At 35.4% G+C, this 25,825-nt stretch carries 15 protein-coding genes; all 15 read left to right on the top strand.

Annotated elements, in window-relative coordinates; genetic code table 11:
* Nucleotides 1-83: 83 nt before the first annotated feature.
* Nucleotides 84-749 carry a hypothetical protein gene (locus tag GXM16_RS05460; RefSeq protein WP_163393395.1) on the top strand — a complete coding sequence of 222 codons (666 nt, stop codon included), beginning with the start codon at nucleotides 84-86 and terminating at the stop codon, nucleotides 747-749.
* Between the two features lie 108 nt (nucleotides 750-857).
* Complete coding sequence (locus GXM16_RS05455) at nucleotides 858-1,517, top strand: helix-turn-helix domain-containing protein (protein ID WP_163393394.1); 660 nt, start codon at nucleotides 858-860, stop codon at nucleotides 1,515-1,517.
* A 53-nt stretch (nucleotides 1,518-1,570) separates the two neighbouring features.
* Nucleotides 1,571-1,906 (top strand): NHLP leader peptide family RiPP precursor, encoded by a 336-nt coding sequence (locus tag GXM16_RS05450; RefSeq protein WP_163393393.1) that lies wholly within the window; start codon nucleotides 1,571-1,573, stop codon nucleotides 1,904-1,906.
* Nucleotides 1,907-1,990: 84 nt separating this feature from the next.
* Nucleotides 1,991-2,512: a cyclic nucleotide-binding domain-containing protein gene (locus GXM16_RS05445; protein WP_163393392.1), complete on the top strand. Its 522-nt coding sequence runs from the start codon at nucleotides 1,991-1,993 to the stop codon at nucleotides 2,510-2,512.
* A gap of 31 nt (nucleotides 2,513-2,543) precedes the next feature.
* A complete protein-coding gene (locus GXM16_RS05440; protein WP_163393391.1) occupies nucleotides 2,544-4,109 on the top strand; it encodes a TolC family protein in 1,566 nt (521 codons plus the stop codon).
* 16 nt (nucleotides 4,110-4,125) lie between these two features.
* Entirely contained in the window at nucleotides 4,126-5,388 is a 1,263-nt protein-coding gene (locus GXM16_RS05435) for an NHLP bacteriocin system secretion protein (protein WP_163393390.1), read from the top strand.
* A 9-nt stretch (nucleotides 5,389-5,397) separates the two neighbouring features.
* Nucleotides 5,398-7,599: an NHLP family bacteriocin export ABC transporter peptidase/permease/ATPase subunit gene (locus GXM16_RS05430; RefSeq protein WP_163393389.1), complete on the top strand. Its 2,202-nt coding sequence runs from the start codon at nucleotides 5,398-5,400 to the stop codon at nucleotides 7,597-7,599.
* Between the two features lie 17 nt (nucleotides 7,600-7,616).
* Nucleotides 7,617-10,520 carry an NHLP bacteriocin export ABC transporter permease/ATPase subunit gene (locus GXM16_RS05425; RefSeq protein ID WP_208797372.1) on the top strand — a complete coding sequence of 968 codons (2,904 nt, stop codon included), beginning with the start codon at nucleotides 7,617-7,619 and terminating at the stop codon, nucleotides 10,518-10,520.
* 1 nt (nucleotide 10,521) lies between these two features.
* Entirely contained in the window at nucleotides 10,522-11,634 is a 1,113-nt protein-coding gene (locus GXM16_RS05420; protein ID WP_163393388.1) for a DUF7005 family protein, read from the top strand.
* A 398-nt stretch (nucleotides 11,635-12,032) separates the two neighbouring features.
* A complete protein-coding gene (locus tag GXM16_RS05415) occupies nucleotides 12,033-14,204 on the top strand; it encodes an alpha-N-acetylglucosaminidase (RefSeq protein WP_163393387.1) in 2,172 nt (723 codons plus the stop codon).
* A gap of 40 nt (nucleotides 14,205-14,244) precedes the next feature.
* A complete protein-coding gene (gene nagB / locus GXM16_RS05410) occupies nucleotides 14,245-16,173 on the top strand; it encodes a glucosamine-6-phosphate deaminase (RefSeq protein ID WP_163393386.1) in 1,929 nt (642 codons plus the stop codon).
* A 161-nt stretch (nucleotides 16,174-16,334) separates the two neighbouring features.
* Entirely contained in the window at nucleotides 16,335-19,346 is a 3,012-nt protein-coding gene (locus GXM16_RS05405) for a SusC/RagA family TonB-linked outer membrane protein (RefSeq protein ID WP_163393385.1), read from the top strand.
* Between the two features lie 19 nt (nucleotides 19,347-19,365).
* Nucleotides 19,366-20,979, top strand: a complete 1,614-nt coding sequence (locus GXM16_RS05400; protein ID WP_163393384.1) for a RagB/SusD family nutrient uptake outer membrane protein — start codon at nucleotides 19,366-19,368, stop codon at nucleotides 20,977-20,979.
* A gap of 248 nt (nucleotides 20,980-21,227) precedes the next feature.
* On the top strand, nucleotides 21,228-23,540 hold the full coding sequence (locus GXM16_RS05395) for a GH92 family glycosyl hydrolase (RefSeq protein ID WP_163393383.1): 2,313 nt from the start codon (nucleotides 21,228-21,230) through the stop codon (nucleotides 23,538-23,540).
* Between the two features lie 5 nt (nucleotides 23,541-23,545).
* Complete coding sequence (locus tag GXM16_RS05390) at nucleotides 23,546-25,819, top strand: GH92 family glycosyl hydrolase (RefSeq protein ID WP_163393382.1); 2,274 nt, start codon at nucleotides 23,546-23,548, stop codon at nucleotides 25,817-25,819.
* The last annotated feature ends 6 nt before the right edge of the window (nucleotides 25,820-25,825 follow it).

Raw genomic sequence — 25,825 nt, 5'->3', positions numbered from 1 at the left:
ATTGATTTACAGATAAATACTACTATTTGGTGTAGTGAAAATAGTATATATCAAAATTAGCTTTGTTATAAAACCAAGTAGCCATGATTATTACACAAAGTTATTTAGAAAGATTAGAATTAGATCAGCTTACTGAATTAGCAAAGTTTGTAGTTGAAGAAAATTTCAGTCATCATTGCGAAGATGTAACTACAACGGAACTTGTAAACGACACTCAGGAAGTGTATGATGAAGAATTAAATTATTTTAAGGATTCTGAAATTTTTGTTGCTAAAGACTTCTCAGGAAATATACAGGGATCTATACGGGTGATTAAGTGGGACTATAAAGTCAGGCTTCCTATTCAGAAAATTTTTGATATAGATCCATTAAGTGTTTTAAACTATTCGGAAAAATTATCTTCAGTTTGGCATATAGGCAGATTTGCGACCAGAAAAAATAGTCAGGACAGAACATTATTCAAAAGGTTAATGGTATGTGCTATCGCTCCAATATGCGAACAAAAAAACGGGGTTGCCCTGGCGGAATGTGACAGTAAGTTACTAAGAATTATGAATCTGCTTGGAATAAAAACAGATATCATAGGGGCATCAGTAAATTATTTAGGTTCTGAAACGATTCCAATAGCAATGAGTTATGAAGGACTAAAAGAGTTTTATTATAATAACAAGTATTTGGTAACAGCACAATATGTAGATGAAATTTCGAGCCAGATATTTGATAATACAGAACATGTGTATAAAGCGTAATATTTAAAATATTTCTTTACTGTATGTAAATGCAGATTAAAATTAGCAAAATGACTTGTCAGAGCGGATTGTTAAAAAATGTTGACTAACAAATTAATTTCCATTAAAATGATAAATCAAATCACAAAAAGCACTACAATCGATTGGTCTTCTCCAGATGTTCTGAATCAGATTGTTCAAAATATTAAGAATCCATTGGAAACTATAATTACAGCAATTAAACCTGATGATATTGTTGATAATAAAGTTCAAAATGAGATTATATTTTCAAGCAGCAAACAGATAAATGATATCATGGAGGAAATTTTAAAAGAAATCAAATCAAAATCTGTGAGCCTGACAATTCAGGGTCGTCCTGATATTTTTGAAATCTATGAATCCAATAAAAATGTTCAGAGTTTGTGCCTGGACAAAATAAATCCGCAAAAAGTTACAAAGTTAGATCAGGACTGGCTTATAAATTTAGAAAAAGAAATTTACAGTTCAATTAATCAAAATGATATGAACTTGTATGAACTATCATATAAAATGGCAGTTAGTGAAAGACAATTGCACAGAAAAATAGCCAATTTGGTTCATTTGACACCTAATAAATACATACGCATACTGCGATTACACAAAGCGAAGCATCTGATTGATAATTATATTCAAAATTCGATTTCACAAGTAGCTTATTCTGTGGGATACAATGATGTACATTATTTCTCAAAATTGTTTTCAAGCCAATATGATATTTCACCTAAAGAGTTAATAAATTCTTTAAGATGAAAATGTAAAGCAGATAACTATCAGCATAAATAAAAATTTAAAAGTGAGAAAAAATGATACTAACAGAAGAACAAAAAAAGGGTCAGGATGTTTTTTTCAGGATTATTACAGAGGCCTGGGAAAATGATGATTTTAAAGAGTCACTAATTGCAAATCCTGAAGAAACACTGGAAAAGTTTTTTGGAAGAAGTCTGCCAGCAGGAAAAAAAATAATGGTAGCTGACCAGTCTAATCCGGAATACATATACATAAATATTCCGGTAAAACCGCAGATTAAAGATGTTGAATTAGATGAAAAAAAGTTAGATACCGTAAGCGGGGGCTCAAAAGGTTCTGTAATTACTGACTATGAAAGCTTATATGATTCTTTAAGAAGAATGCATAAATAAATTTTAGTGTCAGATATATCAGATTTTTTGTCATAATCAACAGTACGGATTAAAATAAATTAGTATAACCTTAAAAAATACATTATGAAACGAGCACTTTTTTTCTTAGGCCAGTTAAATAGCAGAGATGTAGAATGGATGATTCAGAATGGCCAAAAAATAGAATTAGGAATTGGTGAAAAACTGATTCAAAAAGGCAACTTTATCGACAGTTTGTACATAATATTATCCGGTCAGTTATCTGTATGTGCAGAAAATGGAGATAAAGAGGATATTGCGACTTTAGGATCGGGAGAAGTTGTAGGAGAAATGTCTTTTCTGGAAACAAGACCTCCATCTGTTTCTGTAATCACAAAAAAAGCATCAACAGTATATAAGATTTCCAGACAGGTTATTGAATTAAGACTTTCAACTAATCCTGATTTCAGAGCTAATTTTTATTACGCATTAGCCTTATTTCTGTCTAACAGACTAAGAAAAACAACAGATCAGTTAGGATATGGTGTACCGGAAGAAGAAGACTTGATAGACACAAAAATTTTAGACGGGGTTGCTCAGGCCGGATCCCGATTTGGACAAATTTTAAATAGTTTTTCGCAGGCATAATCGAAGGTATAAATCATAAGATCAAAATTTAATGAGGGCTTACTATTTCTTTTTTTTAGTATTGGTTGTTATTTTTAATGACCTATACAGTCAGACTAAAATTAAATGTGATTTAATTGAAATTTCAAGTATTGCATTTAATAAAAATCCAAATATTAAAAGCACTTATTACGCTGTACAAAATGCCGAAGCAGGCGTTCAGGTTCAGGCTGGTACATTTGATTATAATCTGAATTCAGAGGCTATTTATCAAAAAAGCAGGTATAATCTTTATGATGCTGATCCCAGAAATGAATTTATTGACAGTCCTTTAAAATCGAATTCAGTTGAATTTGCGGCCAACTTGTTAAAGAAATTCCGAACGTCACAAATAGCAGAAGTAAGCCTTAGATATCTTTATAAAGACAGCAATTTTCCGTTTAATAATTTTAATGAATATGTTGGGCCTTTTTATGGCAACCATACCGGAGTTGTAAATTTTTCATTAACGCAGCCTCTTTTAAGAGGAAGGGGAAAAAGAATTGCAACAACAGGAGAAAGAATTTCGAATCTTTATATTGAGAAAAACAATTTTGATTATGAATTTACCAATTCATATGAAATTTTACAGATAGGATTAGCATATTGGAGCTATTATACAGCATTTAAAAGTTTAGATGTTTATATTCAGAATGAAACCAGGGTGCGAAACCTTTTAGAAATGACAAATGAGCTGGTTAAAGCAGATAAAAAACCTCAGGGTGATCTGGCTCAGATTAATGCAGATTTGACCAATCAGGAAAGATTAACCACAGTTGCAAGGCAAAATCTATACAACGCAAGGTTAAATCTGGGAAGGGCTATCGGGTTGTCTGAAGAAGAAAGCCAATTGTTAGATGTTCCGGCTAATGATTTTCCGGAAGTTGCAAAAAGCGGTTTCAGCGGAAATAGTAATAAAAATACATTTATTAAAGCTGCACAGGAAAACAGGGGAGATTTAAAAGCCATAAAAAAGATTTCTGAAGCTGTAGAACTTCAATATCAATTAGCAGAAAACAACCTGAAACCTCAACTGGATCTGACCGGATTTGTCTATTATGGAAGTACCAGTAATGGTAATGGAATGGATAAAACTTTATCTTCATTTGTAAACAATCAGGGGCAGGATGTTGGGGGAGGAGCAAAATTAACTTTTATGTTTCCTTTAAATAATAATGTAGCTAAAGGGAATTATTCGATTAGTAAAATCGCAGTAAAAGATCAGCAGGTAATAAGAGACAATCTTCAGAGAAACATTGAATTAAATATAAATATTGCTACTAATAATTTAAGTAATAGTGTTATGATTCTTGAAAAAGCAAAAGAATCAATGGCATTTTATCAGGAGGCTTTTAATAACGAACAAATCAAATTTCAAATGGGTTTAACAACTCTTTTTAATTTAATGCAGTTTCAGGAAAGATATACGTATTCAGAACTGGAATATCTGAATGCCGAACAGCAGTTTTCAAATGCAATCATCAGCCTCAGACATGAAACAGGAACTCTTGTTGCTAAAGAAAACCTTGATTTTAATGTAATCCAGAATGCCTTTTATACTGTGCCTAATATAAATTAATAAAAAACCGGAAATCATGTCAGCAAGTTTTTTCAGAAAATCAGCATTAGAAAAACTTTCTACTCCAGAAAAGTTAGATCAGTTAATCAAAGTCACAGGACCAAAAGCCTGGATCGCACTCACTACAGTTGCATTGGCATTATTTACGGGCGTTGTCTGGTCATTTGCAGGAACAGTAAAAACAAAATTAGATGTAATTGGTGTTGTTCTGGGAGGTGAAGTTCATGAAGTTGTGGCTACATCACAAGGGCAATTAGTAGAATTAAAGGTAGCTATAGGCAAAAAAGTAAAAAAAGGGGATGTAATCGCTACTATAAAACAACCAGAACTGCTTCAGCAGGTGGAAGATGCAAAAGCAGTCGTTTCAGACCGAAAGTTCGAAATGGGTAAATTATCTTCTTATGGAAATCAGGGAACACACTTGCAAGGCGAATTAATTAAGCAAACGCGTGTGAGTATCCAGGGAGAAATCGAATCAGAGAAAAAGAAATTATTGTTTTTAAACAATCAGCTTGAATCTGAAAACGGTCTTCTTAGTAAAGGTTTGATAACAAAATCTGAAGTTGCAAATACAAAACAGCAAATTGAAGCTTCGAAAAATACCATAGAAAGACTTAAAGGGCAAAAAGCAGAAACTTCAAACCAGCAGCATGACTTAGGTTTTGACCTGCAACAGAAAGTTACTCTGCAAAAACAGAGAATCGCAGAGGCCGAAAGGAATTTGCAATTTTTAACCGAACGTTATGATAATCAAAGAAATATAAAAAGTCCGTATGACGGAGAAGTAGTAGAAGTTTTAACAGATGCGGGAGTTGTTGTAGGTGCGGGAACCCCATTGTTTAAACTTAAGAATCTGTACAAAACAAAACACTCACAATTAAAAGGTGTACTGTACATTCCGTCACAGGATGGAAAAAAAATTAAAAAAGGAATGGAGGCATTGGTTGTTCCTTCAACTGTACAGCCGCAGGAATATGGTTTTATAAAAGGAAAAGTAACGTATGTTTCAGACTTTCCTGTAACACAGCAGGGTATGCTGACCTCTGTTAAAAATGATCAGCTGGCAAAAAGTCTTTTGGCTTCAGGAACATTGTTTGAAGTGCATGTAGATTTTGAAAGCGATCCTGAATCTTACAGCGGATTTAAATGGACTTCGGCAAAAGGACCTGATGTTTTTATTAAAGAAGGTACTTCATGTATGGGAAAAGTAACCATTAAAGAAGAACCTCCGGTAACGATCGTTGTACCTGCATTCAAGAAATTTTTCGATTTATATTAATACAGACAAATGGGAAATAGTGCCACCTTAGTTATTGAAAAACAAGCCAGACCCGTTAAGGTTCCAACTGTTTTGCAGATGGAAAGTGTAGAGTGCGGTGCTGCGGCCCTTAGTATTATTTTAGGTCATTTTGGCAAGTTTGTTCCTTTGGAGAAACTAAGAATATCCTGTGGGGTTTCGAGAGATGGGTTAAAAGCCACTAATATTCTAAAAGCAGCCAAAGAGTTTGGACTGGAAGGAAAAGGTTATGCAAAGTCTATTGAAAAACTAATGCAGATTAAAACACCAGCCATTATTTTTTGGAATTTTAATCATTTCCTGGTTTTAGAAGGTTTTACTAAAAACAAAGTATATTTAAGCGATCCGGCACAAGGAAGATATTCAGTAACTCATGAGGAATTTGATGATTGCTACACAGGCGTTGTTTTAACTTTTGAAACTAATGCATCATTTGAAAAAGGAAATGAAAAAAGAGGATTGATGTCTTCTTTGCTCTCCAGGATAACAAATTCTAAATTAAGTATTTCTTATATTATTTTAGCCAGTTTATTTTTAGTAATTCCGGGTTTGGTAATTCCGTCCTTTCTTAAGGTTTTTATAGACAAATATCTCATAAACAATTTTTCGGGATTTGTGATGCCGCTGCTTTTGATAATGGGTGCAATACTGATTATCAATTCTGTTCTGGTTTACCTTCAGCAATATTTCTTACTCAAATTAGAAACCAAACTGGCTTTAGTGACTTCCAGTAAATTTCTGTGGCATGTTTTTCATCTTCCTATTGCCTTTTTTACACAGCGATACAGCGGAGAAGTTGGAAACAGGGTTTCGCTGAATGATAAGGTAGCCAAACTACTAAGTGGTGATTTGGCGAATGCTGCCTTAAACGTTATTGCGGTCCTGTTTTATGCCACGCTCATGTTTTCTTATGATGTGACCCTGACATTAATTGGAGTTTGCATGGCAGGGCTGAACATTATTATTTTAAGATATGTTTCTACTGCCAGAAAAGATGGAAGCAGAAGACTAAGCAATGAAACGGGTAAACTACTGGGCACTACAACCTCTGGAATTAGCATGATTGAAACGCTCAAAGCCTCCGGAAGGGAAAATGATTTTTTTACCAACTGGATAGGATATTTAGCTAAAGTAATGAATGCCCAGCAAGAATTAGGATGGCTAACCATCAGGCTTAACGTTTTACCCAGTCTGATTACATCGCTGACAAATGCTTTAATTTTAGGGATAGGAGCTTTACAGATAATGGATGGACAAATGACTTTAGGTGCCCTGGTTGCTTTTACCTATTTAATGTCAAATTTTATTAATCCGGTGAATCAGTTGGTGAGTGTAGGTACAATGCTTCATGAAACTGAAAGTGATATGAACAGGATTGATGATGTGCTGAACTACGAAATCGATAATCAGTTCAGGGAAAAAGAACAAAATGAAAATGTTCAGCATTCCCATTATGAAGAATATAAAAATAAATTAATTGGATATTTTGAAATGAAAAATGTCACATTTGGTTACAACACCACTATGCCGGCATTAATTGAAAATTTCAATTTAAAACTAAGACCCGGAAGCAGAGTAGCATTAGTAGGAGGCTCTGGAAGCGGCAAATCGACTATAGCGAAAATAGCTTCCGGTCTTTATGATCCATGGAATGGAGAAATTTTACTTGATGGTAAAAATAGAAACGATATTCCACGACATATTATAACAAGTTCACTGGCAGTTGTAGACCAGGATGTAATCGTTTTTAATGGTACGATTAAGGAGAATATCTCTTTCTGGGATTCCATGATTCCCGAAAAACACATTATAAATTCGGCTCGTGATGCCGTCATTCATGATGTTATTGCTGCACGAAATGATGGATACGACAGTTCTGTGATGGAAGGCGGAACCAATTTTAGCGGCGGACAACGCCAGCGCATTGAAATTGCAAGAGCCTTAGCTGGCAATCCTACTATTCTGGTGATGGATGAAGCGACCAGTGCCTTAGATCCCACAACCGAAAAAACAGTAATGGATAATATAAAAAAAAGAGGATGTACCTGCCTTATTGTTGCCCACAGATTAAGTACCATTATAGACTGTGATGAAATAATTGTGATGGAGTACGGAAAAATAGTAGAGAGGGGTTCTCATCAGGAATTATTAAAACTAAATGGAGCTTATTCTCATTTGATAGAAACTAAATAAATCTAAAGATTATGTCAGTGAAAGAGAAAATATATATAGGTGTAGAAAATCCATTTATTCTTGATGATACAGACCGTTTCTGGATGATTATTTCAGGTGAAGTAAATGTTTTTTTTACTAAAGTTGATGATCAGGGAGAGTATTTATCTGCCTTAAAATATCTTTATTCTGCTAAGCAAGGAGAATTATTATTTAGTTTTTTACCCCACAACTGTACGGATAATATCAGACTGGTTGTTTTTTCAAACGAAGCTAAATTATTATCAATTCAAAAATGTGATCTTCTGAATGTCGATCGCTTCTTTTTGAAAAACATGATCAATAAATGGATTTTAAAAACATCAGCAGAATTAAGTTTTAAAAATGCACCGAGAGTTTATACAGCTTTAAATGATTTTACTGAATTTTCTTTAAACGAAAATAAAATTGCATATCCTTCAAATGGAATAAATTGGGTAAGATTAATTAAAGGAAATCTTTCTGTTTTTTCAGATGAGATGAATGCTAGTTCAACTGATGAAACACTCTATCCAATACCGGTATCCAACAAATTATGGATTAAATCTTTATCCGGTAATTCAGAAATAAAAATATTGAGCACCAGCGAAGTTATAGAAGAAGAAATTAATTTTTTAATTTCATTAGAAAAACTGCAATCCTATTTTTATAATCAGCTTAGCCAAAATATAGAAAATAACAGTTTATTAGAAAATTCACATTTGAATAATAAACTTATAAATGAGGAAGATGAGTTAAAAAATACACTTGAAAAAATAAAATCGATAGTTTCAGGAAATAAAAAAAGTATTCCTCTTGTTTCATCTAAAAGTGCAAACAAGCAAAGTATACTTTATGCTACCTGCCAGTTAATAGGGGATCAAACCGGATTTAAATTTGAAGAACCCAAACATATTGAAACGAATCAAAACAGTGCCAATAATATGTTGTATGCTATTGCAAAAAGTTCTAAGATACGAGTGCGGAAAATTATCTTAAGGGATGTTTGGTGGAAAGAAGAAAATGGGCATCTCCTGGCTTTTTTGAAACCTAATAATGAGCCAGTTGCTTTAATACAAAAAACCTCGGATACTTATTTAATTAAAAATTTAAATGATGGAACAGAATCAGTTGTAAACAAAGATATTGCTGAAAAATTAGAGCCAATTGGCTATATGTTTTTCTCGGGATTCAATATTAAAATGGATTCCATGAAAAAAGTATTGAATTTTGCAATGAACGGCGTGAAAAAAGATGCAAAACTATTGATTTTAGCTTCTTTTGCAGGTAGTTTGATAGGTTTGTTAATTCCAATTTTGTCAGGAATCATTTTCGACGATGTTATCCCGACAGCAGACAGATCCATCCATTTTGAAGTATTTAGCATTATGATTATAATTGCTTTGGTCACTGCCGGACTTCAGCTGGTTCAGGGGGTGTTGCAAATGCGTGTAGAATCAAAATCCAGTATTAACCTGCAGGCCGGTGTTATGGATTACATATTAAGACTGCCGGTAACTTTTTATAAAAAATATACAGCAGGAGATCTTACAAACAGGGTTCTCAGTATTAATTCTATTCGGCAAATTCTCTCTAATACATTGATGACAGCTGTATTGAGCGGTGCGTTTTCATTTGTCAATCTGATACTGCTTTTTTATTACGATTCAGGACTGGCCTGGGTTGGGGTAGGTTTAGCTTTAGTTGCCGTGATATTCATGATTGCCATGGGATGTTTAAAATTAAAATACGACAGGGAAGTTTCTAAATACCAGGGAGAAATTCAGGGCTTTCTTTTTGAATTTTTATCCGGAATCAGTAAAATAAGGATTACTGGTGGTGAAAAAAGAGTTTTTGCTCTTTGGGCCGATAAATTTTCAAAATTAAAAACCTTAGGATTCAGTTCCGGCAGTTATCAAAATTTTGTAGAAGTTTTTAATAGCTCGTATCCGCTTTTTACAAGTATTTTCTTTTTTTCGTTTATATACTATACGGTTCTCAATGCTGATAAAATAACTACTATGCTTACTGTAGGTGCCTTTATGGCTTTTATTACGGCATTTAATAAATTTTTAAGTGATAGCTTACGGTTAAGCATGGCATTTATAACATCACTTAATGTTATTCCGCTTTACGAAAGGGTTAAACCTATTTTAGAAGAAGAAACTGAATCTGTAGAACAAAGTATTGATCCTGGTGAATTGGCCGGCGAAATTGAAATGAATTCGGTTTCATTTCGATACAACGAAAATCAGCCTCTAATTTTAAAAAACATTACTTTCAAAATTAAGCCAGGAGAAATGGTAGCTTTCGTTGGTGCTTCCGGTTCAGGAAAATCGACAATTATGAGACTGCTCTTGGGATTTGAACATCCTGAAATGGGCTCAATCTTTTATGATGGTAACACTTTTGACACGATGAACAAAGAGTTGGTAAGAAGACAAATTGGTGTGGTATTGCAAAATGGGGCTCTTATGTCCGGAAGTATTTACCAGAATATTGTTGGAAATTCAGAGCTGACATTAGATGATGCCTGGGATGCAGCCCGAATGGCCGGTATGGAGGAGGATATCAAAACCATGCCAATGGAATTGCATACCTTTATAAGTGAGGGAGCAGGTACATTTTCAGGCGGACAAAGGCAGAGGCTTATGATTGCGAGAGCTATTGTACATAAACCAAGACTACTCTACATGGACGAAGCAACAAGTGCACTTGATAACAGAACCCAAAATATAGTAGCAGAAAGTTTAGACAAACTTCAGGCTACCCGAATTGTTATTGCACACAGACTGAGTACCATAAAAAACGCAGACCGCATTTTTGTTTTGGATAAAGGAGAAATTACGGAATCTGGTACTTATGACGAATTAATGCAGCTGGATGGTTTGTTTACACAATTGGCTAAACGTCAGATTGCATAATATGGATAATTCAGTTTCCTTAAAAATAAATCAGGAGTTTTCTTTGAATTTGTCTCATGCACTTAAAGAATATCTTTTCAATAAGTTCGATAACAAACCACTCTACTCAGAAGAATCAAGTATTGAATTCTGGGATAACTATTCTAAAAACAATACAAGCGGGAATGTATTTGATTTATTAAAAAAATGTTACCCTCAGCTCAATTTCCCGATAGAAACAGGAATAGATAAATCTGAGTTATATAAAGAGTTTGTTTTTAAAGGCAAAATAGATTTGGCAAGTTTACCTTCTTGTCTGGAATTAACTAATTCTAAGAGCATCAAATTTGAAAATATTATTTGTTCAGCAGGTAGAATACCTGTTTTAACAATTTCAAATGAAAAAGATTTCGTTAAAATAATCCAATCCTTATTGCATAAAAATAATCCTGTTGAAATCCCTCAATCAATGGGAGCTGTATTGATAAATGGGATCAATAATTGGGAAAGAATTAAGATTCTAAAAAGTCAATGGCTGGCAAAAAATCCTTTTGGAAACTGGAATCAGGAATTTTCTAACGTAATACTCAATAAACCTTTATACAAGGACAGATTGATTATTCTGAGTACAAAACCATATAGTAATGTATCTGCAAAGCAGCTTGGCTTAGATGAAGATATATGGATTTCAAATTCTGTTTCGATCAGACTGGAACATGAATTAACCCATTTATATACCTTAAAAAGATACGGGCATGCTTCAAACAACCTGCACGATGAATTAATTGCAGATTATATTGGAATTGTTAAAACCATAGGATATTATGATAAATGGTGGATGCAGAATTTTATGGGGCTGGAAGAATATCCAAAATACAGACGCGGTGCCAGGTTAGAAAACTATGTGCAGGAGAACAGATTGTCTCAGGAAGATTTTAAGCAATTAATAAAGATTGTTAAAAATGCTATCGAAACCATTGCCATCTTTGATGAAAAAATTGGAAAATTAGCATCCTCCAAAGACGAAAGCTGTAGGATAGAGGCACTTTGTGAAACAGGACTTACAATATTAGTCTCACAGAAAGGGGGGGACATATTGCTTGATAATTACTATGAAAAGTTTAATAAATTTTGAATAAAAAAAGAATCATACTTAAATGTAATTTATAGTTTGGAAATCATTTTTATATTGTTAACAACAGAACTACAACCCCCTAAAAAAGTTGTAGTTTTTTATTTTAATCACTTCAAATTAATCACTAAAATAACAATGGATAAAATGTCCATAGTTTTGAATAATGCGTCCATTTCTTAGAGATTCTTTAGCAGTAATTTTATCCTAAGTTAATCATCTGGTTTGGAAGAGAGATGAGAAGTTGTTAAGTGTTTCATGCCAATATTTCAAACAAGGAGTATTGAGCGTAAATTTTGAGTTAGTTTTTTAAGTTGATTTGAAAAAGGGAGATTATCATAGTCTCCCTCTTTTGTATGTAACTATTTTTAAGAAGTTGTTGTTAATCTAAATATATTGATATGAAAAGTGAATGCATGGAAATTAAAAATTACAAATCCTTACTAAATAATGTTATGCTGCTTTTTGCACTGCTGTTTTTTTTGAAATCCAACCTCTATAGCCAAAGTTTGGACAATACCAAAAGTGCACAGGCAGTTATAGAAAGACTCATCGGGAATCGTGCAAAAGAATTTGAGTTACATCTTATTGAAAACAAAAATCAGGGACAAGATTCGTTTGAGGTAGAAACAACAGACAATAAAGTGAAGATTAACGCAACCTCAAATATTGCCATTTGTTATGGAGCATATACTTTTCTAAAAGATATCGGTGCTGTTTCAATAAGCTGGGAGGGCAATAGAATTAGCCTGCCTAAGGTATTTCCAAAATATTCAAAAAAACAATCGACTCCTTTTAAATACAGAAAGTATCTAAACGCCTGTACTTTTGGTTATACCACACCCTGGTGGGACTGGAAACGCTGGGAACAGGAAATTGACTGGATGGCGCTTCACGGAATTAATTTGCCTACAGCTCTGGAAGGGCAGGAAGCAGTCTGGCAGGAACTGTGGAAAGAGTACGGATTAACAGACAGCCAATTGCAGGCTCATTTTGCTGGACCAGCATTTTTGCCATGGCAGCGAATGGGAAATATAAACAGTCTCGGCGGACCCTTGCCTCAGGAATGGATAAATAAAAAGCAAGATATTCAAAAAAAGCTATTGCAAAGAATGAGAGAACTGGGTATGCATCCCGTTGTACCTGCTTTTAGTGGTTATGTACCAAAAGCTTTTGCTGAATCACATCCTAATTCAAAAATAAGTGAATTAAAATCATGGTCAGGCGGAGGATTTGAAAGTACTTATCTATTAGATCCTAATGATCCTTTATTTAAGGAAATAGGAAAACGTTTTATCGAAATCTACACCAAAACATACGGGCCATCTGATTTTTTTCTGGCCGATTCCTTTAACGAAATAACGCCGCCTGTTTCTGAAGAACATAAATATAAAGAACTGGCAGATTATGGGAAAACTATTTTCGAAGCCATCAACGAGGCTTCTCCAAAAGCAACCTGGGTTATGCAGGGATGGCTTTTTGGCGATAACAAAGAGTTTTGGACAAAAGAAGCCACGAAAGCTTTCTTGAGTAAAGTTCCGAATGACCGAATGATTGTTCAGGATTATGCAAACGACAGATATAAAGTATGGGAAAATCAAGAGGCCTTTTACGGAAAACAATGGAGTTATGGCTATGTACATAATTACGGTGGATCAAATCCGGTATACGGTGATTTGAATTTCTATAAAAATGAACTTATCAGCTTATTGCAAAACCCTAAAAAAGGAAATATCGTAGGTTATGGTGTTATGCCTGAAGGTTTGAATAACAACTCTGTAGTTTACGAATATATTTATGATCTTCCATGGACACAAGGAAAACAACCAATAAACGAATGGCTCGAAAAACAACTGAATGCCAGATATGGAAAAACATCCGATGCTGTTTTTCAGGGCTGGCAATTATTACTTGAATCTGTTTACAGCACTAAATACTGGGAAACCCGATGGTGGAATGACTGGGCCGGAGCTTATTTGCTTTTTAAAAGGCCAACCTTAAAAGTAACCGAATTCAAAGGCAATCCGGGAGATAAAGAGAAACTGAAACAAGCTTTAGATATTTTGAATAAAGAAGCTAAAAATTACAATAAAAAGAATCTCTATAATTATGATCTAATAGATGCTTCAAGACATTATTATTCCCTTTCTATCGACGAAATGCTGATGGAATGCGTAAAATCTTATGAATCAAAAGATATCAAAAAAGGTGATGAATTATTGAAGAAAATAGAAAAAACTGCGTTGGATATAGATACTATGATGTCAGGCCAGCCTTTAAATAGCCTGAATAATTGGATAAAATCGGCATCAGATTACGGAACAACTCCTGCAGAATCGAAATTATATGTAAAAAATGCCAAAACATTAATTACGCTTTGGGGCGGAGAAGGACACCTAAATGATTATGCCTCAAGAGCATGGAAAGGAATGTACAAAGATTTTTACTGGCCAAGATGGAAAATGTTTTTCCAGGCACAACGAGAATCAGCCATTAACAACACGCCTTTTGATGAAGCGAAAGTACGGGCATCTATAAAAGAATGGGAGACAAAATGGTGCGTGAGCAACTAAAAGTAGTAAAAACTAACTATTAATTATAAAAAATAAAGCAATGTTAAAAAGCAGTATAGACAAAGCAACAAGTTTTGAAAAGCGATTTGAGAATATTGGTACTGTAGTTTATGAGAATTCAGTGATAGCTTCTAAATCAGTAGCCAATGAAATAGCGGGTTTAATTAGAGAAAAGCAGTCGCAAAATCAGTTATGTGTATTAGGGTTAGCAACAGGATCGAGTCCTAAAAGCTTATATGCAGAACTAGTTAGGCTTCATAAGGAAGAAGGATTGAGTTTCAAAAATGTAGTTTCATTCAATCTGGATGAATATTACCCTATGGAACCCGATTCTATAAACAGCTATGTTCGTTTCATGAAAGAATTATTATTCAATCATGTCGATATCTTACCTGAAAATATTCATATTCCGGATGGTACTTTATCAAAAGAAGCAATTGGGGATTATTGTGCTAATTACGAAACCAAAATTGAAGCACTGGGAGGTATTGACCTTCAGGTTTTAGGAATTGGAGGAAATGGTCATATTGGATTTAATGAATCTGGTTCGCTACAAAATTCAAAAACTCGTTTAGTTGCCTTAGATCACATTACACGTGTGGCGGCAAGCAATGATTTTTCGGGCTTGAATAATACGCCAAGAACCGCTATAACTCTGGGTGTAAAGAAAATTATGGAAGCCAAAAGGGTCATATTATTGGCGTGGGGCGAAGGAAAATCAAATATTATAAAAGCTTCTGTTGAAGGATCGGTAACCAATTTGGTTCCGGCTTCTTTTTTACAGGAACACAGCAATACCACTTTTGTACTGGATAAAGCTGCTGCTTCAAAATTAACACGCATCAATACGCCTTGGCTGGTTGAAAATGTAAACTGGACAGACAATCTTATTCGAAAGGCCGTTTTAGGATTGGCTTTACACCTGAAAAAACCAATTCTGATGCTGACAGATGCCGATTATATCGAAAATGGAATGAGCGATTTGCTTGCTGATTTAGGTCCAGCTTATGATATCAACATAAAGATTTTCAATAAACTTCAGAATACCATTACCGGATGGCCGGGCGGAAAACCGAATGCAGATGACAGCAAAAGACCGGAAAGGGCAGAACCTGCCAAAAAGCGTGTTCTTATTTTTAGTCCGCACCCAGATGATGACATTATAAGCATGGGAGGAACCTTTAAACGCTTACATGAGCAGGGACATGAAGTACACGTAGGATATCAGACTTCAGGAAATATTGCTGTTGCAGATGATGAAGCCTTGCGTTTTGCAGGTTTTGTTTGTGACTATAATGAGAGATTTGGAATTAAAAGTGCTGAAGCAGATGATATTTATACTAAATCATTGAGATTTCTTCAAAATAAAAAAAACAGTGAAATAGATATTCCGGAAGTACGAAATATTAAAGGACTCATCCGAAAAGGAGAAGCTGAGTCAACTTGTCATTTTGTTGGAATTCCGGATAGTCAGATTCATTTTATGGAACTTCCGTTTTATGAAACCGGTACAATAGAGAAAAAACCTTTAGGCGAAGCAGATATCCAAATTACAATGGATCTGATTGAGAAAATAAAACCGCATCAGATATACGCTGCAGGAGATCTGGCAGATCCGCATGGCACTCACAAAGTTTGTCTGGATGCTGTTTTTGAAGCTGTAACTCGTTTGAAAGCAAAAGATTTTATGAATGACTGCTGGGTTTGGCTGTACAGAGGTGCATGGCAGGAATGGGGAATTGATGAAATTGAAATGGCTGTACCAATGGGTCCGGATCAGGTTATGGAAAAGAGAAAAGGCATTTTCAAACACCAGTCACAAAAAGACGGAGTTGTTTTTCAGGGTTCAGACAGCAGGGAATTTTGGCAAAGAGCCGAAGACCGAAATAAAGAAACTGCAGATTTATATCATGAACTCGGATTAGCCCATTATGCAGCAATGGAAGCTTTCGTCAGATGGATTTATTAATAAGACTTTCATTATATAAATTTAAAAACACAACCCCGGTAGTTCCTTATTTTACTGGGGTTAACAAAAAAATCCATATTTCTGAATAACCTGTCCATTTCTTAAAAAATCTTTAATACTAATTTCGACAAAACTATTTAACCCATTAACTAAAACTGAATATGGAAAAACTTAAACTTTTATTGTTAGCCTTCTTTTTAGGTCTTTCAATTAATTCATGGGCACAAAAAACAGAAGTGTCCGGTGTAATTTTAGATGACAAGAATTTGCCTTTACCAGCAGCTAATATTCTTGAAAAAGGTACTACTCGTAGTGTAGTGACAGATTTTGATGGTAAATTCAGAATATCAGTGTCAAGTCCAAATGCGGTGCTGGTTGTATCCTTTCTTGGATTCACTGACCAAACAGTAAAATTAGACGGATCTAAAACAAATCTGACCATTAAATTAGCTTCTGCTACGAATGCTTTAGAGCAGGTAGTAGTAGTAGGTTACGGTAAAGGGTCCCGCAAAAACCTGACAACTTCTGTAACTTCAATTAAAGCAGATGATTTGAACAGAGGGGCTATTAGTGATGTTGGACAATTACTGCAGGGTAAAGTTTCCGGTCTAAATATTTCTTCCAGCGGAGATCCTACAAGAACCGCTTCGGTAGTTTTGCGTGGAGCTTCTACATTAAACAGTTCTCAGGGACCGTTTTATGTTATCGATGGTGTTCCAGGTGTTGATATTTCAATGATTTCACCAGATGATATCGCAACGATTGATGTATTAAAAGATGCTGCCGCAACAGCCATTTATGGTAACCGTGCTGCTAATGGGGTTATCATGGTTACTACCAAAAAAGGAAGTAAAGACAGAACTCAGATCGCTTACAACGGATATGCTGGCTGGGAAGAAGTTTCAAATCAGCTTGATATGATGAACGCTACTCAACTTAGAGATTTTACGGTTAAAAACAATTTGAATTTTACTCCTGAAAATGACAAAGGGGCAGATACAAACTGGCAAAAAGAAATTTTAAGATCCGGAATGGCAAAATCAAGCAGCCATAACTTATCGATGAGCGGAGGAGGTAAAAACGGCAGTTATACAGCTAGTATTACTTCTCTAAATAAAGAAGGTGTTCTTTTAAAAAGTGACTTTTCACGTGTAATCGCCCGTTTATCAGTTGAACAATATGCTTTTGATGATAAAGTTAAATTTGGTCTGAATGTGACCAACTCTAGCAGTAAGTATATAAATGTTCCACAGCGTAACACTGTACTTTTACAGGCTATAAGTCATCTTCCTGTTTCTCCGGTAAGAAATGAAGATGGATCATTTTTCGAAAACTTTGTCAGCACGGGATATTTTAATCCGGTAGCCTTAATTGAGCATGGGACAGACGAAACTAAAACGAATAATCTTGTTGGTAACCTTACTGCAGAAGTAAAGCTTCCTTTTGGATTTACTTACAACTTAAACATTGCACATCAAAAACTAACTGCTTCGCATGGTGAGTTTTATGATAGTTATTATTCAAGATATAACAGTGCGAATTTTTACAATAATCCAGATCCGCCTTTTACAAAAACATTAATCAATTTTGGTGTAAACGGTTCAGCATTGAGAAACAATTATGAAAACACAAATAATATTATTGAGAGTTTTTTAACCTGGGATAAAACTTTAGGGGTGCATAAGATAAAAGCTGTTTTAGGATATTCCTGGCAGGAAAACACTCTGGGTGACGGATTCCAGGCAACAGCAACCAATTTTCCTGTAGACAATGTAGGATATAATAATCTTGCTTTGAGTAATTATACTTCTGTGAATGGGTATGTTGTGAATTTTGGAGACAGCAGAGCATATCAAAAAACACGTTTAATTGGTGAGTTTGCACGTTTAAACTACAATTATCAGGATAAATACCTTTTACAGGGAACTATTAGAAGAGACGGGGGGTCTGTATTTGGTGCAAACAATCGTTGGGGATACTTTCCTTCTGTAGGAGCTGCATGGAGAGTTGACAAAGAAAATTTTATGAAAAATCAGCAAATTTTCAGTGACTTAAAATTCCGTGGAAGTTATGGAGTTACAGGAAACTCTTCAGGATTTAATGCTTATACAGCACAATTCATATCCGGAAGTTTAGGAACTTTTTACTACAACGGACAACAAATAGGGGCATACGGGCCTAATCAGGCAGCAAACCCGGATTTGAAATGGGAGAAAACAGCAACTACAAATATTGGACTTGATTTTGGTTTATTTAACGGAAAAATTACTGGTTCTGTTGATGTATACGACAAGAAAACTACTGATATGATCTTTAATTATTCTGTAAATCCTGTACTTGTACCAGTGGGAACAATTGTAGCAAACGGAGGTACAATGTCTAATAAAGGTATTGAGGTGAGTTTAGGAGCAACTCCTGTTAAAACAGCCAATTTTACTTGGTCAACTAATCTGAATGTGGCAAGCAATAAAAATGAGATTGTTAAATTAACAAATCCATTCTTTATTGGAGGTGATTCTATCCGTAGGGTACAGCCTGACGGAGGTGGACAAACCGGAAGTACTTTACAGATTTTTAAAGAAGGTAAGCCTCTTGGTCAGTTCTTTACACTTAAATATGCAGGGAAAAATGCTGCAGGTGTTTCTCAATATGTTGCAAAAGACGGTAGTTTAACAACAACTCCGGCTATTGGTACTGATTATCATTATGCAGGAAGCGCACAGCCAAAAGTATTATTAGGCTGGGCTAACAATTTCCAATACAAAAAATTTGATTTGAGTATTTTCTTCAGAGGTGTATTTGGTAATAAAATTTTCAATGCGACACGTGCCGATTTATTCAGACCTAGTACCGCTATGACAAACAATATCTTAGTCGATGCAGGAAATGAATCGCCAAACGATCTTAACTCATACAAATATTCGACACGTTTTATTGAAGACGGAAGCTATATAAGATTAGATAATATGACTTTGGGTTATAATTTTGGTAAAGTGAGCAAATTTATCCAGAGTGTGCGTGTGTATCAAACGATAAATAATCTGTTTGTAATAACCAAATATTCAGGAATTGATCCGGAAGTAGAACAGGGAGGAACAGCTCCTGGTGTAGATTCAAATAACTTCTATCCAAAAACCAGAACATTTATGTTTGGCTTAAACGTGATATTCTAAAAATTAAATTGTAAAAACTATGAAAAATATATTCAAATATTTAGGACTTCCAGTACTTATGGTTGGTTTATTCTGGTCTTGCGAAGATCTGGATGTGCCTATTACAACACAACTTACACCAGATGTGTTTCCTCAAAATTCAACACAATATATTCAGACAGCGGGACCTGTTTATGCTGCTTTTAGAGGTGATTTTGCCTTTTCATGGTGGTGGTCACAGTCTTTGACTACTGATGAAGCTATTTTGCCGGCACGTGGCGGAAACTGGTTTGATAACAGAGGATATGCCTGCCAGCACTACCATGACTGGACACCAGATAACGGAGTTGGCCCTTGGGGCTGGGCAGAAGGTGTTATTGGAACGAGCAATCAGGCCATTTCAATTTTAAATACAGCAATGCCAGCAGGTACAGAAAAATCAACAATGATTTCTGAATTAAAAACAATGCGTGCTATCTCTTACTTTATGTTAATGGATAGTTACGGAGGTGTACCATTAGATACTGTATATGGAGATTTTAGTTCAAAAGCAAGATCTACGAGAACTGAAGTTTTCAATTTCATCGAAAGCGAATTAAAAAAGGCTATTCCTAATCTAAATGCGGCTTCTGGTATAACTACTTACGGAAGACCAAACAAACAAACAGCAAATGCATTACTAGCAAAATTGTATTTGAATGCCGGGGTTTATACAGGAACGCAACGCTACAACGATTGTGTTGCTGCTTGTGATCAGGTAATAAGTTCAGGATTATATGCTGTTGAGCCAAGAGCGACTTATCTCCAGATGTTTTATCCAAATAATGGTCCGCAAATGAAAGAGTTTATTTTTGCGGTACCTTATGATCCTGTAGCTACTACAGTTGGTTATAATGGTCAGATGTATCATGCCCGTTATGATGTACCTAGGTCTGAAAGAGCCAAGTTTGGACTGCCTTTCACACCAAGTGCCCCAAGAAGTACCCTGCCTGAATTTTATGCCAATTTTAATGATGCAAATGACATTCGTAACAAACAATGGCTGACAGGTTTACAATACATGAACGATGGCGTTACTCCTGTAAGAGTTACTACAACAAAAAAAGGATATGACCAGTTTTATGCCGGTTCAGATGGTGGAGCTGCTTATACTTATCAGGTAGAACTTACACCTAATATTGTCCTTCGTCAGAATCCTGCTTTGTTTGATTGTGGTAATGATGAAATCGCATGGAACATGGGATACAGAAATATTAAATTTTATCCGGACGCTAGTTCAACAAGCCGTAATCAAAACAATGACGTTCCTTTTTTACGTTATTCTGATGTTCTTTTGATGAAAGCTGAAGCAATCCTTCGTGGAGGAAATGAAACAATGGGACATACAGCTATTTCATTAGTTAATATGATTCGTTCCAACCGTACTACTTCTGCCGCGTGGACTAGTGTAACATTAGAACAGCTTTATCAGGAAAGATGTCGTGAATTAGCCTGGGAAGCATGGCACAGAAACGATATGATTAGATATGGTAAATACGAAGGATCATGGGGATTCAAAACCAATGCTGAAACTTACCGTCGTGTTTTCCCAATTCCAACTTATGCAAGAGTCTTAAATCCGGCTTTGACCCAGAATGAGGGATATCCTAATTAATAATAAGTACCAAAAACTAAATTGTAATTCAAAAAAGGAGAAGATAATTCATTCTTCTCCTTTTTGTTAAAATTAGTTCTCTAATTTTTAAATGTCACACATTCAATTTTCTGAATGTTGTGTGATATCGCAATGTGGATTATCTTGTAATAACAATATTTTACTTGTTAAAAAATGACTTTTTTTTATATGGATAAAATAAAACTCATTCACATAAACATTCAAGCCCTGCCAATACCTTACAATAGATGAGACTCAATAAATTTTATATATCAGGACGTATCGGAATAAGTTTGGTTCTTATTTTTCTGGTGTCATGCAAAATCGAAAAAAGTATTTCTTCACAAAAGAAAGAATTAACAGATTTGGTTTACCCTTTGCTTGATACTGAAAACTCAAGATGGTTTTTCTTCTCATCTGCAAGCCGTCCGTTTGGCATGGTAAATCTAAACCCGGATACCGAAATTAAAGGAGACTGGGGAGGTGGTTACAAATACACAACCGATACTATAAAAGGTTTTAGTCATGTACATGAATGGCAAATGTCTGCACTTTCTGTAATGCCTGTAACGATTACAACAGAAAATAGCGCAAATATCTTTTCAGATTTTTATTCTAAATTTAGTCATGAATCTGAAAAAATATTTCCGGGTTATCATTCCGTAATACTCGACAGGTATCAGATAAAAGCAGAACTAACCAGCACTAAAAGAGTTGGCTTTCATAGATATACATTCCCAAATTCTGCCCATAAAGCAATTCTTTTTAATCTTAATATGATTTTAGGGCCTTGCGAAAATACTAATGGAAAATTAGAAAAAAACAATGATTATGAACTCTCAGGCTCATTGGTTTTAAGCACCAATTTCAGGCGTCCAAAACCCTTAACGGTATATTTTAAAATTAAATTTAATGAGCCTGTAACTTCAATTGAACGCAATGAGACAACAGGAAATTATCTGGTAAATTTTGGCAGACCAAAAGATAAAATACTGATGAAAGCCGGTATTTCCTATACATCACTTGAGAATGCAGCAAATAATATACAGCAGGAATTATCGCAATGGGATTTTGAAAAAACAGTGTCTGATTCTAAAGCCGAATGGAATAATTTGTTAGGCAGAATAAAAGTGGAGGGCGGTACCGAAACCGATCAAAGACGTTTTTATACTGACCTTTGGCACGCTTTACAAGGGCGAAAAATAATCAGCGATGCAAATGGTGCTTATCCTGACAACTCTGGAGAAAAATTCAGGATAGGGCAATTACCTTTAGATGCAAACGGAAAACCAAAATTCAATCATTATAATTCGGATGCCTTTTGGGGTGCCCAGTGGACTATAAATACACTTTGGGGACTTGTTTATCCTGAGGTGATGGATGAATTTGTACATTCTCTGATGCAATATTATAAAGATAGCGGAATGATTCCGCGTGGTCCTTCTGGTGGTAATGATACGTATGTGATGACAGGTGCATCAACGACACCTTTTATAGTTTCTGCCATTCAAAAAGGAATCGTAAAAGACGATTTAGAAGCTATGTATGTTGCGCTGAAAAAAAATCATATGCTGAACGGGATCATGGGAAAAGCTGGATACGAGCACAATACGAATCTTGGGGGCGGATTGAAATATTATATCGAAAAAGGTTATGTTCCGTATCCAATTCCGGAAGGAGATTTTGGAAGCCATCAGGACGGTGCCAGTCAGACTTTAGAATATGCTTATCAGGACTGGACTTTAGCACAGTTAGCAAAGAAATTAAATCATCACGAAGATTATGATTATTTCATGAACCGTTCTAAAAACTACCAAAATGTGTTTGATAAAACGACAAGCTGGATGCGTCCAAAAAATGTTGAAGGAAAATGGCGCGAAAATTATGATCCTTATCAATATGAAAACGGTTTTATAGAATCGAACGGAGCGCAGTCAACCTGGTTTGTACCCCATGATATTGATGGTTTGGCAACATTGATGGGAGGAAAGGAAAAAGCAGTTGAGAAACTAAATAAGCAGTTCGAAACGGCAAAAGAATTGAAATTTACTTCCGGAACTTCACATGATGCCGAATTACATCCGGAGTTCAGCCGAATTCCGATCAATTTCGGGAACCAGCCATCGATTCAGACCTCCTTTATTTTTAATTCATTAGGAAGACCCGACCTGACGCAATACTGGACCAGAAGCGTGATAAAAGAAACTTTCAGCGGATTATCTCCGGCTACAGGTTATAACGGAGATGAAGATCAGGGATTAATGGGAAGCCTGAATGTGTTACTCAAAATTGGCTTATTCCAAATGAATGGTGGAACAGACAAAGAAGCTGAATATCAAATAGGAAGTCCAAGCTTTACTAAAGTATCGATTCAGCTAAATCCGGATTATTATAAAGGTAAAAACTTTGTAATTGAAGCACCTAATAACAGCATTGAAAACGTGTATATCAACGGAATAAGATGGAATAATACCACTTTAGAAAAATTTACTATTCCCCATAGTACTGTTACTAATGGAGGAAAATTGATTTTAGAAATGTCTAATAAAGCAAAGCAATAATGGCAATGAAAATATCTAAAACTATTATTTTTTTAGGAATATCATTATTCTTCACATCAGCAAATTATGCCCAGACAGCAGTTCATAATTATGTCGATCCGATGATTGGTTCGGAAGGGGTAGGCCGTGTTTTTATAGGACCTTCATGTCCATACGGAATGGTTAAACCTAGTCCTGATTGTACGGTAAGTCCAAACAGTGGCTGGCTCCCATTGCCAAAAGAAGTTACCGGATTTAGTCAGGTTCATGTGAGCGGCACTGGCGGTGGACCTAAATACGGAAACATTCAGATTATGCCTTTTTCAGGCGCTTTGAATAAATTGGATCAAAGTTCTCACAGGGCCGAAGAAAATGTAAAACTGGGTTATTACGAAACGATTTTCAAAGAAAATCAGATTAAAACTGAAATCACAACAGCTGAAAAGGTTTCATTTTACAGAATAACTTATCCAAAAAACACAACAAAAGATTTAAAGATTGACCCGGGATTTTTTCTGGGAGAATCACCTGAACCCAATGCCAGGGAAGCACAACAATTTGTAGGTTCTCAAATCGAAATTGTTTCAGATACAGAAGTGAGAGGATACAGCAGAATCAGAGGCGGATGGAATAACGGACGTGCCTACACGGTTTACTTTTGGGCGACTTTTGACCAGCCGATTGCAAAATATGTTACATGGAAAGATGGCAAATTTTACAGCAATCAACCGGCTCAGTTTGATTCGGGTAAAAAAACAGCAGCTTTGGTTTCATTTGGAAAAGACGGGAAACAGGAACTTAATGTCAAAATTGGAATTTCATTTCTGAGCGAATTAAAAGCAAAAAATAATATTGAAACCGAAATTCCGCATTGGAATTTCAACACGGTTTTAGCATCCTTAGAAAATAAATGGGAGCAGCTGTTAAGTAGAATTCAGCTTTCTTCTGATACTTCTGCAGAATACAAAAAGATGTTTTACACAGGTTTGTATCACACCATGATCATGCCTGTTGACCGAACCGGAGAAAATCCATTATGGACCAATGCCGAACCGTATTATGATGATTTTTATTGTATCTGGGATACGTTCAGAAGCTCCAGTCCACTGATTACATTAATTGATTCTAAGCGCCAGGTAGAAATTGTCAATGCAATGCTGAATATCTACAAGCATGACGGTTACTTACCAGAGGGTAGAAGCGGAAACGATAACGGCAGAACGCAAGGAGGTTCGAATGCCGAAACTGTCCTTGCTGATGCTTTTGTAAAAAACTTAAAAGGAATAGATTATGAATTAGCATTAAAAGCAATGCTTAAAGATGCTACAATACCGCCCGGTGGGAATGAAGAAAGAGAAGGAAGAGGCGGTTTATTGGATTATTTGCGCTTAGGTTATGTGCCGTTTGGTACAGATCGTGCAGGAAACCGTACTATAGATTATGCCTACAATGATTATAATATTGCGACAGTTGCGAAAGGTTTAAATCATACCGAAATCTACAATCAGTATATCAAACAGGCGGATAACTGGCAAAATTTATGGCGTTCCGATTATGAAAACAACGGTTCAAAAGGCTTTATTATGCCTAAAGATGCTAACGGAAACTGGCTGGACGAAGTTGTTTTTGGGGAATCAAAAATTCAGAAACCAACTTATAAATATACACCGGTAATTACAGAATCGCCTTGGTATGTTTGTCATTGGTGCGTATTCTTTTATGAAGGAACCTCCTGGGAATATTCCTTAAGTGTTCCGCATGATCTTCCTGAAGTTATTCGCAGATCAGGCGGTGAAGCAGCTTTCAAAAACAGACTGGATACTTTTTTTGATACAAAATTATACGATGTTTCGAATGAACCTTCTTTTTTAGCACCTACAATGTACCACTGGATCGGAAAACCGTATTTGAGCAGTGACAGAATCAGAACGATTATAAAAGATAATTTCAATACCTCGCACGAAGGTTTACCGGGAAATGACGATTCGGGAGCTATGTCTTCCTGGCTGGCTTTTCACATGATGGGATTGTATCCAAATGCCGGCCAGCCTTATTATTTACTGAATACACCGTTGATAAAAGAGATCAGTTTACAATTGGAAGAAGGTAAAAAGTTTAAGATCTCAACTAAAAAAATGAGCGAAAAGAACAAATACATCAAAACCGCTTTTTTAAACGGACAACCTTATAACAAAGCCTGGATTTCGCACGATGATATTGTTAAAGGAGGTGAACTGATTTTTGAAATGGATTCAAAACCGTCTGCCTGGGGAACAACTATTTTGCCACCAAAAAAATAAGCAATC

It is taken from the genome of Flavobacterium limi (genome assembly GCF_010645075.1).
GTDB lineage: Bacteria > Bacteroidota > Bacteroidia > Flavobacteriales > Flavobacteriaceae > Flavobacterium > Flavobacterium limi.
The sequence above is the reverse complement of the archived record's forward strand: the minus strand, read 5'-3'. Positions and strand labels throughout refer to the sequence as shown.

Coding starts and splice junctions, on each gene's coding strand:
- GXM16_RS05415 (WP_163393387.1), top strand. CDS start 12,033: ATGAAAAGTGAATGCATGGAAATTAAAAATTACAAATCCTTACTAAAT.
- GXM16_RS05395 (WP_163393383.1), top strand. CDS start 21,228: ATGAGACTCAATAAATTTTATATATCAGGACGTATCGGAATAAGTTTG.
- GXM16_RS05440 (WP_163393391.1), top strand. CDS start 2,544: ATGAGGGCTTACTATTTCTTTTTTTTAGTATTGGTTGTTATTTTTAAT.
- GXM16_RS05400 (WP_163393384.1), top strand. CDS start 19,366: ATGAAAAATATATTCAAATATTTAGGACTTCCAGTACTTATGGTTGGT.
- GXM16_RS05460 (WP_163393395.1), top strand. CDS start 84: ATGATTATTACACAAAGTTATTTAGAAAGATTAGAATTAGATCAGCTT.
- GXM16_RS05420 (WP_163393388.1), top strand. CDS start 10,522: ATGGATAATTCAGTTTCCTTAAAAATAAATCAGGAGTTTTCTTTGAAT.
- nagB (WP_163393386.1), top strand. CDS start 14,245: ATGTTAAAAAGCAGTATAGACAAAGCAACAAGTTTTGAAAAGCGATTT.
- GXM16_RS05430 (WP_163393389.1), top strand. CDS start 5,398: ATGGGAAATAGTGCCACCTTAGTTATTGAAAAACAAGCCAGACCCGTT.
- GXM16_RS05390 (WP_163393382.1), top strand. CDS start 23,546: ATGAAAATATCTAAAACTATTATTTTTTTAGGAATATCATTATTCTTC.
- GXM16_RS05405 (WP_163393385.1), top strand. CDS start 16,335: ATGGAAAAACTTAAACTTTTATTGTTAGCCTTCTTTTTAGGTCTTTCA.
- GXM16_RS05455 (WP_163393394.1), top strand. CDS start 858: ATGATAAATCAAATCACAAAAAGCACTACAATCGATTGGTCTTCTCCA.
- GXM16_RS05435 (WP_163393390.1), top strand. CDS start 4,126: ATGTCAGCAAGTTTTTTCAGAAAATCAGCATTAGAAAAACTTTCTACT.
- GXM16_RS05445 (WP_163393392.1), top strand. CDS start 1,991: ATGAAACGAGCACTTTTTTTCTTAGGCCAGTTAAATAGCAGAGATGTA.
- GXM16_RS05450 (WP_163393393.1), top strand. CDS start 1,571: ATGATACTAACAGAAGAACAAAAAAAGGGTCAGGATGTTTTTTTCAGG.